12 protein-coding genes are annotated in these 11,832 nt (G+C 69.5%); 5 read left to right on the top strand and 7 right to left on the bottom strand.

The features are described 5' to 3' along the window. Positions 1–63: 63 nt before the first annotated feature. From AC1DYP_RS07115 to AC1DYP_RS07095, 5 genes are all read right to left on the bottom strand, one after another. A complete protein-coding gene (locus AC1DYP_RS07115) occupies positions 64–264 on the bottom strand; it encodes a hypothetical protein (protein WP_477033454.1) in 201 nt (66 codons plus the stop codon). A 132-nt stretch (positions 265–396) separates the two neighbouring features. Beyond that, the gene (locus AC1DYP_RS07110; protein ID WP_477045751.1) at positions 397–1,320 is read right to left on the bottom strand and encodes an IMCp domain-containing protein; all 924 of its coding nucleotides are present in this window, start codon (positions 1,318–1,320) and stop codon (positions 397–399) included. Positions 1,321–1,492: 172 nt separating this feature from the next. Continuing rightward, complete coding sequence (locus tag AC1DYP_RS07105; protein ID WP_477045750.1) at positions 1,493–3,373, bottom strand: transglycosylase domain-containing protein; 1,881 nt, start codon at positions 3,371–3,373, stop codon at positions 1,493–1,495. Positions 3,374–3,491: 118 nt separating this feature from the next. Next, positions 3,492–4,523 carry a sensor histidine kinase gene (locus AC1DYP_RS07100; RefSeq protein ID WP_477045822.1) on the bottom strand — a complete coding sequence of 344 codons (1,032 nt, stop codon included), beginning with the start codon at positions 4,521–4,523 and terminating at the stop codon, positions 3,492–3,494. A 105-nt stretch (positions 4,524–4,628) separates the two neighbouring features. Then, complete coding sequence (locus AC1DYP_RS07095; protein WP_477033451.1) at positions 4,629–4,799, bottom strand: hypothetical protein; 171 nt, start codon at positions 4,797–4,799, stop codon at positions 4,629–4,631. A gap of 519 nt (positions 4,800–5,318) precedes the next feature. Here AC1DYP_RS07095 and AC1DYP_RS07090 point away from each other — a divergent pair. Continuing rightward, positions 5,319–6,962 (top strand): pectate lyase, encoded by a 1,644-nt coding sequence (locus AC1DYP_RS07090; protein WP_477033450.1) that lies wholly within the window; start codon positions 5,319–5,321, stop codon positions 6,960–6,962. 39 nt (positions 6,963–7,001) lie between these two features. On the opposite strand, the gene AC1DYP_RS07085 is transcribed toward AC1DYP_RS07090, so the two are convergent. Then, positions 7,002–7,427 carry a GNAT family N-acetyltransferase gene (locus tag AC1DYP_RS07085; RefSeq protein WP_477045749.1) on the bottom strand — a complete coding sequence of 142 codons (426 nt, stop codon included), beginning with the start codon at positions 7,425–7,427 and terminating at the stop codon, positions 7,002–7,004. A 122-nt stretch (positions 7,428–7,549) separates the two neighbouring features. Between AC1DYP_RS07085 and AC1DYP_RS07080 the strand changes: the two genes are divergently transcribed. From AC1DYP_RS07080 to AC1DYP_RS07065, 4 genes are all read left to right on the top strand, one after another. Next, complete coding sequence (locus tag AC1DYP_RS07080) at positions 7,550–7,681, top strand: hypothetical protein (RefSeq protein ID WP_477045748.1); 132 nt, start codon at positions 7,550–7,552, stop codon at positions 7,679–7,681. Between the two features lie 67 nt (positions 7,682–7,748). Further along, on the top strand, positions 7,749–8,951 hold the full coding sequence (gene pcaF / locus AC1DYP_RS07075) for a 3-oxoadipyl-CoA thiolase (RefSeq protein ID WP_477045747.1): 1,203 nt from the start codon (positions 7,749–7,751) through the stop codon (positions 8,949–8,951). 93 nt (positions 8,952–9,044) lie between these two features. Then, positions 9,045–9,689: a hypothetical protein gene (locus tag AC1DYP_RS07070; protein WP_477045746.1), complete on the top strand. Its 645-nt coding sequence runs from the start codon at positions 9,045–9,047 to the stop codon at positions 9,687–9,689. 108 nt (positions 9,690–9,797) lie between these two features. Then, positions 9,798–11,348 (top strand): carboxylesterase/lipase family protein, encoded by a 1,551-nt coding sequence (locus AC1DYP_RS07065; protein WP_477045745.1) that lies wholly within the window; start codon positions 9,798–9,800, stop codon positions 11,346–11,348. A gap of 6 nt (positions 11,349–11,354) precedes the next feature. On the opposite strand, the gene AC1DYP_RS07060 is transcribed toward AC1DYP_RS07065, so the two are convergent. Then, the gene (locus AC1DYP_RS07060; RefSeq protein WP_477045744.1) at positions 11,355–11,810 is read right to left on the bottom strand and encodes a hypothetical protein; all 456 of its coding nucleotides are present in this window, start codon (positions 11,808–11,810) and stop codon (positions 11,355–11,357) included. Positions 11,811–11,832 lie beyond the last annotated feature (22 nt).

The following is an 11,832-nucleotide window of genomic DNA, read 5'->3' as shown; positions in this document are numbered from 1 at the left end:
TAACGTGAAACGGGAAGCTTTGCACGCCCGACTCCCAGGCCGGCGCGCCGCGCGAACCCCCTCCTAGTCCGCGGTGACCCCCGCGAAGGTGCGGGCCTCGGGCTTGATCGTGACCTGGGTCCGGATGCCCTCGTCGAACAGCGCGCTGGCGTAGTCGAGGGCGGCCTTGTAGGCGGCCTCCTGGCTGGAATGACGCGACAAGGTCTGCCCCCGCCGTTCGACGCACCAGTCGAAGGGTTTGGTGACCACCAGGATCAAATCCACGGGCTGCTCCTGACCAGGCGGCCCGACGCCGCACGTGATCCCCCGTCGATGATTGATGCCCGATTCCAGAACCCAGACTATGCAGAACGGTGCGGTTTCGCTCCGTGAACGCCGGTTTCTGCGCGAACGCGGTTAATGCCCGCAGCAGCCGCCGTGACCGCCCGTTGAGCCGCCATGCCCGCCGCCGCCATAGCGACCGCCGCCGGACACCGTCACGCTGCTCGAGGAGCTGGCGCTGGCGCTCGCCCGGGCGCTGGAGGCCGCGCCGGCGCTCGACCAGCCACGGGCATAGCCCGTCCGGCCATAGGCCTGGCCGCCGATCCAGCCGCCGCCCACGCCGTAGCGGGCGCTGGAATAGCCGTAATAACCGCCGCCGGCCGCGCCCTCGAGCGACTGGGCGTAGCCGTCGCCGGCCTGGTAACTGCCCTGATAGCTCCAGCCCTGGCCTTCCTCGCTGTAGCGGGAGGTTTCGGACTCGTAGGTCTCCTCGGAACGTTCGACGCTGCTTTCGGCGCGATCGTAGATCCGCCCCTGCTCGCGATAGCCGCGATCCTCGTAAGCGCGACGGTCGCCGTTACAGTCGCAGCCGCGGCGTTCGACCCGGCGCTCCTCGTGCTCGACATAGACCGGCACCCGGACGATTTTCTCGACCGGCACCTCGACCCGCTTTTCGATGATGCGATCCACCGGCACTTCCACGCGCTTCTCGACGATCCGGTCGACGGGACGGTCGACATAGACGGGACGATCGACGGGCTTCTCGACGATCTTGACCACCGGCACCTCGACCCGCTTCTCGACGACGCGGTCCACGGGGCGATCGACATAGACGATGCGATCGACGGGCACCTCGGTCCGCTTCTCGATATAGACCGGCTGCTTGACGATCTTTTCGACATAGACCGGGCGTTCGACGATCTTGACCCGGGTCCTGACCACGGGCTTGGCGGCCGGCTTCGACGCGGGTCTGGGCGCCGCCTTGGTGATGGGGGTGACGCGGGCCGGATAGCCGTCCGCCAGGGCGGTCGTCACGGGTCCCAGCGCGGCGAGCATCATCGTCGCCGCTCCAATCAGGAGCACTGCCTTCGGGTTCATTCCAAGCGCCTTTCCGACTACGCCGCCCAGCACCCGGCCACCGCTCCCCCGACGGGCGGTCGCCAAGCGTCCCATTCTGGGTCGCGGCGTTCGGTTGGCAGCAAGGCTTGGACCAACCTGGACCTTGCGGAAATCAGAGCCCGAAGATCCGCCGGATCCACTTCGGCACACGCTTCGGGCGCGCCGCCTCCTCCACGACTTCCGGCGCGGGCGCGTAGCGCGGCTCCGGCGGACCGTCCCGCGCCACCAGGCCGGCCTTCAGCCCGGCGGTCATCACGTCGCGCCAGATGCGGGCCGGAAGATCGCCGCCGACCATGCGGTTCATCGGCGAGTGGTCGTCGTTGCCGACCCAGACCCCGACCACCAGGTCGCCGGTGAAGCCGACGAACAGCGCGTCGCGATAGTCCTGGGTGGTGCCGGTCTTGCCATAGGCCTTCTGCCCCAGGCGCGCGGCGCGGCCGGTCCCCTCCTCGACCACCGCGCCCAGCAGGTCGTAGAGCGCCGCGCGCTCGGCCGTGTCCATGTCGGCGGTGGCGATGGGGGTGGCGCGCGCGCGGCCGTAGGGCTGGACCGGCATCTTGCCCGAGGCGACGGCGGCGTAGGCCCCGGTCAGTTCCAGCAGGTTGGTCTCGGCCGTACCCAGGGCCAGGGTGGCGTCGTCCTCGCGCAGCGGCGAGACGATCCCCAGGTCCCGCGCCGCCCGCACCACCTCGGGACCGCCGGCCTGCTGGTAGACCCGCGCGGCGATGATGTTGTTCGACTCCGCGAAGGCGTCGCGGATGGTCAGGTCGCGCCCGCCGCCGCCCTCGTAGTTGGCCGGCGTCCAGCCGCCGATCGTGATCGGGTCCCCGATCACCAGGTTGTCGGGCGTGGCCCCGTCGCGCAGGGCGGCCAGATAGACGAACAGCTTGAAGGCGCTGCCCGGTTGCCGCTGGGCCTGGACGGCGCGGTTGAACGGGGTCTGGCGATAGTTCGTGCCGCCCAGCATGGCCACCACCCGGCCGTCCGGACGCATGGCGACCACGGCCACCTGTCCCACCTTGGCCTTGGCCGCGCCCTTCATGTCCTTGGCCACCGCGCGCTCGACGATCCGCTGGAGGCGGCTGTCCAGGGTGGTTGGCACGCGCACCTCGCCATAGCCCGGCCCGTCGAAGGCGGACTTGACCTGCGGCGAGATCCAGTCGGCGAAATAGCCGCCCACCGGCAGGTCGGCCCGGGTGGTGCGCACCACCACATGACCGGCCGCGTCGGCCTGCTGGCGGGTGATCGCCTTGGTCTGCACCATCGCATCCAGCACCAGCCTGGCCCGCGCGCCGGCCGCCTGGGGATGGTCGACCGGGTCCAGGTCGACCGGCGCCTTGACCATGCCGGCCAGCATCGCCGCCTCGCCGATCGACAACTGCTCGGGCGGCTTGCCGAAATAGTGCCGGGCCGCCGCGCCCAGACCGTAGACCCCGTCGCCGAAATAGATGCTGGAGAGATAGCGCGCCAGGATCTCGTCCTTGGACAGCCGCAGCTCCAGCCACAGGGCGATCATCGCCTCCTGGCCCTTGCGGCGCAGGCTGCGCTCGGGTTTGAGGAAGGCGTTCTTGGCCAGTTGCTGGGTGATCGTGCTGCCGCCCTGCACGGTGCGATGGGCCTTGGCGTTGACCACCAGGGCGCGCGCCATGCCGCCGAAGTCGACGCCGATGTGGCGGTAGAACCGGCGGTCCTCGATGGCCAGGAAGGCGGCCGGCACGTGCTTGGGCAGGGCCTTGATGACCACCGGGGYCTCCTTGTACGCCCCCCGTCGGGCGAAGGGCCGACCCTGGTCGTCCAGCAGGATCAACGCCCGGTTCGGCAGGGGCTCCAGGGCCCGCGAAATCGGCAGGCTGGCGCCCAGCCAGACCAGCAGGACCAACAACGGCAGCAAGGCGCCGATCCCCGCCCCGAACCACAGCCGATGGCGCACGACGAAGGCGCGCGCGGCGGTCCAGGCGGACGCCAGCCTTGTCTTCGCACCTTCGGGGATCATCAGCGACGCGCCTCCGCGACCTCAACGCCGCTCAAGCTTGGACAACGGCTCAGGAGGATCGGGGTTCACCGTGTCAGGACATTGACCGCCCCGATCTGGCTCGTCTTGGGGCGGCCGCCTAGGACAGCGGCATGAAGGCGTCGACCCGGTTCAGGGCCGCCAGCGGCGCGCGGATGCGGCAGTGCAGCCCTTCGGGGCGATAGTCGAGATCCACCTCCCCGCCCAGTTCGTTGGGCAGGGCCAGCTCGATGATCCGCGAACCGAACCCCCGCCGCTCGGGCGAACGGACCGGCGGTCCGCCCTGTTCGGTCCAGGAGATGTCCAGCCGTTCGCCCCCCGCCACCGACCAGCCGATGTCGACCTTGCCGTCCGCGACCGACAGCGCGCCGTACTTCAGCGCGTTGATCGCCAGTTCGTGGAAGGCCAGGGCCAGCACCACCGCCGGCTTGGGCGAGACCATCAGGTCGTCGCCGCTGATGGTCAGCTGTCCCGAATTGTTGCGATAGGGCGTGACCGAGCCGTCGACGATCTGCCGCAGGCTGGCGGCCGACCAGTTCTCGTCGGTCAGCACGTTGTGGGTGGCGGCGATCGCCATCAGCCGCCCTTCCAGCGCCCCGCGCACCGACATGTCGACGCCGGCGTTGCGCAACGACTGGCTGGCGATCGACTGGATGGTGGCCAGGGTGTTCTTCACCCGGTGGTTCAGTTCGTTGACCAGCAGCTGCCGATGGGCTTCGGCGCGCATCTCGCCGGTGACGTCGCGCGAGGTGGCCAGGACGCGGATCACCCGGCCCTCCTCCCCCGGCTCTTCCGAGAGGATCGGCGACACCGTGGTGTCCCACCAGCGCGGATCGCCCTTGGCGGTGGGGCAGATGGCGCGAAAGGCGGCGGCCTCGCCCTTCATGGCGGTGCGCAGGGCCTGCTCGACGTCCGCCCGGCTTTCAGGCGGCCACATGTCGGGCCAGTAGCGGCTGCGGTTGCGGCCTTCGAAGTCGTCGATCTCGAACAGCGCCTGGCCGCGGGCGTTCATGAATTCGAGGAAGCCCTCCGGGCTGATCACCCGGATGCAGTCGCGACTGGCTTCCACGATGCTGAGGAAGTACGCGCCCGCGCCTTTCAGAACGGCCTTGTCCGATCCCTCGCCCGACACCAGGGTCTCCTTGCACCACGCCATGTTCACCGTGCCGCGTCGCAATTCAAGCCATGCGTGTATGTTGAAGACGGGTTTCGCGAGGATGAGGCGATCCGCGCCGCGCTAGCCCGGATGATCTTCGCGGCTGGCCTCCAGCATGCCGACCAGGGCCGCCGACAGACGCGAGGTCTGGGCCATGCGACGCAGCGCGTCGCGAGCGTGATCGCTGTCGGCGATCTCGGCTTGTCGCTCGAGACGCTCGGCTTCGTTCAGGTGGTCAAGCTGGCTGGGCATGATGAATATTTACGGGAGATGAACGACCCCATCCATGTGACCGCTGGTCGCAGAACGGTGTAACCTCACGTAAAAACAAATCGTTACGCGAGAAACTGGTGTCAGAAATGAAAACGGCCCCGGGTCATTCCTGACCCGGGGCCGTCGTCCTGTTCCCCAACAGGACGGCGTCGCGCGCTACCAAAACCGGCGCGGCGGCGTCGCCTCAAAACCTATGACCCGTTCTCGCCCACCCGTCGGTTGGACACAACGTGACGGCCTGTCGCAGGAGAATGACTCGGCGTCATATAACAAAGCTCCACCAAAAGCCTCTGGTCAAGTCATGACACCGGTATCATAACTGTCCACAACACCGCGCCGACCCAACGGCGACAGGGGTTTCGGCAAGGACCGACCGGGAGGAAGACCAGGAACGCGAGGGTTTGGAAGACCCCTCTTCGCTCCTCTCCCAGCCGCCATGCCGCGTCCTTGCGTCGCGGGGGGTTTCGGCCTGAAAGCCCCTGGGAGAGTATCGTCGCCATGCCGCTTAGCCCCCTCACACGCCGCCGCCTGCTGGCGACGACCACCGCCACCTTCGCCGTCGCCGCGGCCATGGCCCCGCTGAAGGCCCTGGCCCAAGGCGCCGCGCCGTCCAAGGACCAGGTCCTGGCGACGATGAAGAAGGCCACGACCTTCATGGCCGAGAAGGCCGCCTACGAGGGCGGCTATGTCTGGAGCTACCTGCCCGACTTCTCGCGCCGGTTCGGCGAGATGGAAGCCTTCCCGACCATGATCTGGGTCCAGCCGCCCGGCACGGCGACCATGGGCCACCTGTTCCTCGACGCCTATCACGCCACGGGCGACGAGTATTACTACGAGGCGGCCCGCAAAGCCGCTCAAGCGCTGATCAAGATCCAGCACCCGGCGGGCGGCTGGAACTACATGGGCGACCTGGCCGGGCCGGAGTCGCTGCAGAAGTGGTACGACACCATCGGCAAGAACGGCTGGCGGCTAGAGGAATTCCAGCACTACTACGGCAACGCCACGTTCGACGACGAGGGCACCGCCGAGAGCTGCCAGCTGATGCTGCGCATCTATCTGGAAAAGAAGGACAAGGCCTTCAAGCCGGCGCTGGACAAGGCCATCCAGTTCGTTCTCGACAGCCAGTATCCGAACGGCGGCTGGCCCCAGCGCTTCCCGCTGTCGGGCGGCTTCGAGAACAAGGGCCACCCCGACTACACGGGCTACATCACCTTCAACGACGGCGTCGTCGACGAGAACATCAAGTTCCTGCTGATGGTCTGGCAGACCCTGGGCGACAAGCGCGTGCTGGACCCGATCAAGCGCGCCATGGACATCTACATCGCCGCCCACCAGCCGATGCCGCAGCCCGGCTGGGGCCTGCAGCACACCGTCGCCGACCTCAAGCCGGCCGGCGCGCGCACCTACGAGCCCAAGGCCTTCGCCAGCCACACCACGGCCGGCAACCTCGAAAACCTGATGGACTATTATCAGCTGACGGGCGACCCGAAGTACCTGGACCGCATCCCCGAGACCATCGACTGGCTGGCCGGCCTGAAGCTCGACGACAAGATCGCCCCGGGCAAGCCGCGCTATCCGACCTTCATCGAGATCGGCACCAACGAGCCGCTCTACGTGCACCGTCGCGGCTCCAACGTGTTCAACGGCGAGTACTTCATCGACAAGCACTGGGAGAACACGATCGTCCACTACTCGTCGTTCCGTGCGGTCGCCATCGACAAGCTGCGCAAGCGCTACGAGACGCTGAAGGCCACGCCGCCCGAAGTGGTCAGCAAGGACTCGCCGCTGAAAGTGAAGGGCGGCAGCCGCCCCCTGCCCCGCTACTTCACCACCAAGGACCTCTCGGTGTCCGACCTGAACGTCGGCGCCCTGAAGACCAGCGACAAGACCACCGACGCCGACGCCGCCAAGCTGATGGCGCAGCTGAACGCCGAGGGCTGGTGGCCAACCGAGATGAAGGCGGTCAGCAACCCCTATATCGGCGACGGCTCGATGACCGTGACCCCGGGCGAGTTCTCGGCGACCCGCGTGGGCGATCCCACCGACACCTCGCCCTACATCGCCGACGTGCCCAAGCCGGGCATCTCGACCGGCGCCTATATCGAGAACATGGCGGCCCTGATCCGCTACGTGACGGCCTAGGACGATCTGGGGACACGCGCATGCGCGTGTCCCCACCCGCTACACCAGCGCCTTGCGCATGAACCACCGCGGATAGAACGGCGCCGGGCCGTCCATCTGGCCGAAGACCTCGAAGCCCAGCCGCTCGTAGAACGGCCGGGCCTGGAAGGCGTAGGTGTCCAGCCACATCAGGTGGCAGCCGCGCGCCCGCGCCTCGGCCTCGGCGCGGGTCATCAGGTCGGTCCCGACGCCCGTCCCGCGCAAGGCCTCCGGCACCACGATCATGTCGACATAGAAGGCGCCCCACCGCGACTGCCCCCAAAGGCCGCCCAGGACGGCCGCCTCGCCCGGAGCTGTGATCAGCAGCGCGAAGTCGCGGTTGTCGGGCGGGCCGACGGCCTCGCCCGTGAACGCACGCAGCACGGCCAGGCCCTGCTGGTAGGAGTCCAGCGAAGGCTGGTCGGTCTGGCGGATCTCGAACGTCATGCGCCCACTCTCGCCCGCGCCGTCGCGGTCGTGAAGGCGTTGCGTACGGAAGCCGACTTTGGAACCCGCCGCCCGACCGGGGCGCTGTTTCAGGGTCGGATTAACAGCAATTCGTGTGCGTCATGGCCCTCAAGGCCTTCATTTCCCTGGCCGTCCTGGCCGCCGTCCTGGTCGGAATGCTGATGCCGGTTCCCGGCCACCGCAAGGCCGAGGCCACCCAATCGCGGATCGAGACGATCGAGATCAACAACTAGCCGGCCCTTGATCCTTGGGCCGGGCTCGGTAGGCTGCCTTCAAACAAGTGTTTGCGAGGATCTAGCCGTGACCGACGCCTTCATCTGCGACGCCGTCCGCACGCCGATCGGCCGCTACGGCGGGGCGCTGTCGGGCGTGCGGGCCGACGACCTGGCGGCGATCCCGATCAAGGCCCTGATGGCCCGCAACGGCGGCGTCGACTGGGGCGCGCTGGACGACGTGGTGCTGGGCTGCGCCAACCAGGCCGGCGAGGACAACCGCAACATTGCCCGAATGGGAGCTTTGCTGGCCGGCCTGCCGACCACCGCCTCGGGCTCGACCGTCAACCGCCTGTGCGGCTCGGGCCTGGACGCCCTGGGCGTGGCCGCCCGCGCCATCAAGTCCGGCGAGGCCCAGCTGATGCTCGCCGGCGGCGTCGAGAGCATGAGCCGCGCGCCGTTCGTGATGGGCAAGGCCGACAGCGCCTTCTCGCGCAACGCCGAGATCTTCGACACCACGATCGGCTGGCGCTTCGTCAATCCGGCCATGCGCAAGGCCTATGGCGTCGACTCCATGCCCGAGACCGCCGAGAACGTCGCCGAGGCGTGGCAGGTCAGCCGCGCCGACCAGGACGCCTTCGCCCTGCGCAGCCAGGCCCGCGCGGCGGCCGCGCAGGGCTCGGGCCGGTTCGACGCCGAGATCGTCTCGGTCACCCTGGCCCAGCGCAAGGGCGACCCGGTGGTCGTGTCCCGCGACGAGCATCCGCGCGTCACCACGATCGAGGCGCTGTCGGCCTTGAAGCCTATCGTCCGCCCCGACGGCACGATCACCGCCGGCAACGCGTCGGGCGTCAACGACGGGGCGGCCGCCCTGATCGTCGCCTCTGAGGCGGCGGCCAAGGCCCACGGCCTGACGCCCCGCGCCCGCATCCTGGGCGTCGCCGCCGCCGGGGTCGAACCCCGCGTGATGGGGATTGGTCCCGTCCCGGCCACGCAGAAGCTGCTGGCGCGCCTGGGCCTCTCGATCGGCGACATCGACGTGGTCGAGCTGAACGAGGCCTTCGCCGCCCAGGGCCTGGCCGTGCTGCGCGACCTGGGCCTGCCCGACGACGGCGAGCACGTGAACCCCAACGGCGGGGCCATCGCCCTGGGCCATCCGCTGGGCATGAGCGGCGCCCGCCTGGGCCTGACCCTGGTCGAGGAACTGCACCGCCGCGGCGCCCGCTACGGCCTGGCGACCATGTGCATCGGCGTGGGCCAGGGCATCGCGATGGTGGTCGAGCGCGTCTGAAACGGCGCTGCAATCATCCCGCAACACGCCGCGCCGACCCTCCGGACAGCGAAGGTCGCGCCGCGCCTTCCGCTCTCCCGAAGGAGGCCGGTCATGAAACCCGTCTTGCCGCTGATCCTGGCCTCCGCCCTGCTGACGGGCTGCGCCGTGGTGTCCGAAACGCCGTTGTTCGCCGCCGCCGACGCCTCGCCCCATGGCCTGGCCGACGGCGTCTGGGCCTTGTCCGGGCCTGGCTGCGACGTCCGGCCCGACCCATCGGGCCGGTTGCCGGACTGCTCCGCCCCGGTGAAGGTCGCGCACGGCAAGATGAGCTGGGACGCCGAGACCGCCATGGTCCGGGCGTTCGGTCCGGCGGCGCGATCGCTCGCGGCGCTCCAGCCGCCCAAGTCCAGCGACTACCTGCTGATCGACGGAGACCCTGAGATCGTCGAACTGATCAACGGCGCCACCAACGGTCCGCCGTCGGCCTCGACGCCCCAGGGCGGACCGCTGAAACCGGGCTACCTGGCCCTTCGTCCCCTCCACCGGACCAGCGCCGGCCTGATCGACCGGGCGGTCGTCTGGCCGGTGCAGTGTCCGTCGCAGACCCCGCGGCCGGCCGGCTTCGCCACGGCCGGCGGCAAGTGCGAGGTCCAGAGCGCCGACGCCCTGCGCCGGCAAGCCAAGGTGCTGTCGCCTTTCCAGAGCGCGTTCCTGACCTGGGTGGCGGCCGAGGGTCCGGCGACCGCCCGTCCCTGAACGGCCCACCCTGGAATGGCCCGTCCTTGAATGGCCCCTCCTTGAATGGATTGGCGACAGCGCCGCTGAATCAGCCATGATCCCGGCTCCGCATCGCTGGAGCCGTCCATGATCCTTCGCGCCCTCGCCCTGCCCGTCCTGGCGGCGGCCCTGCTGGCCACGCCCGTCGCCGCCCAGACCCTGAAGGTCACCGGCGGCGAGATCGCCCACGCCGCGCCGACCGCCGACGGCGTGCGGGTCTACAAGGGCCTGCCCTACGCCGCGCCGCCGGTCGGGGAGAACCGCTGGAAGCCGCCGCAGCCGCTGCGGCCCTGGGCCGGCGCGCGTCCGGTCGACGCCTACGCCCCCAACTGCCTGCAGCCCAAGCGCTACGACGACATCGACCCGTTCACCCCGTCCATGAGCGAGGACTGCCTCTATCTGAACGTCAGCACGGCGGCCAAGCCGGGCCAGAAGCTGCCGGTGTTCTTCTGGATCCACGGCGGCGGCTACGGCGCCGGCTCGGGCGCCGAGCCCCGGCACGACGGCGAGGCCCTGGCCCGCAAGGGCGTGGTGGTGGTGACCATCAACTACCGCCTGGGCGTGTTCGGCTTCATGGCCCATCCGGAGCTGACCGCCGAAAGCCCGCGCCACGCCAGCGGCGACCAGGCCCTGGCCGACATGATCGCCGCCCTGCGGTGGGTGAAGGCCAACGCCGCGACCTTCGGCGGCGACCCCGCCAACGTCACCATCGTCGGCGAGTCGGCCGGATCGGACGCGGTCAGCCGGATGATGATCTCGCCGGAAGCCAAGGGCCTGTTCCATCGCGCCATCGGCGAGAGCGGATCGGCCTTCTCGATGACGCGCGACGACCAGACCCTGGCCCAGGCCGAGGCCGTCGGCAAAGCCTTCGCCCAGTCGCTGGGCGGCGACGACCTGGCGAGGCTGCGCGCGCGTTCCTCCGCCGAGATCCTGGCCGCCTTCACCGCGCCGAACGCCGACTTCGGCTTCCGCCCCAACCTGGACGGCTGGATCCTGCCCGCCGGCGCCGCCCAGACCTTCGCCGCCCGCGAGCAATCGGACGTGCCGCTGCTGGTCGGCTGGAACCGCGACGAGGGCAGCCTGTTCGGCAACTTCGGGAACAAGACCCTGCAGCAGGTGCTGGCCGAGCGCTTCGGGGCCCGTGTCGGCGAGGCGCTGGCGCTCTATCCGGTCCACACGCCGGCCATCGAACAGGCCTCGCGACAGACCTACGCCGGCGACCTCTGGATGGGCCTGCCGACCTGGCGCTGGGCCATGGCGCAGACCCGGACCGGCAAGTCGCCCGTCTATGTCTACCGCTTCGACCATGCGCCCAGGATTCCGGACGCCTGGTTCGGCGCGGCCAATCGCGGCAAGGATTTCGGCGCCTTCCACTCGGCCGACATCGTCTACGTGTTCAACCACCCGGAGATCATCAAGGCCTGGACCACCGACGCCACGGACCGCCGCGTCGCCGACCAGATGTCGTCCTACTGGGTCAATTTCGCGCGGACCGGCGATCCGAACGGACCCGGCCTGCCGACCTGGGCGCCGTATTCGCCCGACGCGCCGAAGAAGATGCTGATCGGGCCGGAACCTCGGCTCGTGGACGACCCGGACGTGGCGCGGCTGCGCTTGCTGGAAAGCGTGGGGAAATAGCGACGCCTAGCCCTTCGCCGCCTTGATCGCCTTCTGAAGCTGGACCCGCCGCGCCGCGAAGCCGTCGATCGCCGCCGCTTCCTCGGCGTCGAGCGCCGCGTGGCGCTCGGCGAAGGCCAGCTCCGAGGCCTCGGCTTCGTCCTCGACGCCCTCGAGCTCCGCCTTCAGGGCCGCCAGCTTCTCCGCCCGCGCCGTCTCCACCTTGGACGGCTTGCGACGCGCCTTGGCGGGCAAGGCCTTGAGCGCCGCGCCCAGGCCGCCGGCCGGGGTGGTGATGACCGTCTCCGGCTCGGCGACGGCGGCGTCGTGGTTCGCGCCCTCGGACAGCTCCCGCGCCGTGCCGTCCTTGAACAGGTCGCGACCGACGTCCCAGGCCTCCAGGGCCTTGGCGCGCGAGGTCGCGGCCACGGTGTAGTCGTGGAGGCCGTCGGACCAGGAGAACACCTTGAGCTTGCGCGCCATGCTCTCCGAACGACCGGATAAT

The organism is Caulobacter sp. P1_D6, from assembly GCF_056406095.1.
Note: the sequence above shows the minus strand (reverse complement) of the source record. Positions and strands in the feature narration are given on the sequence as shown.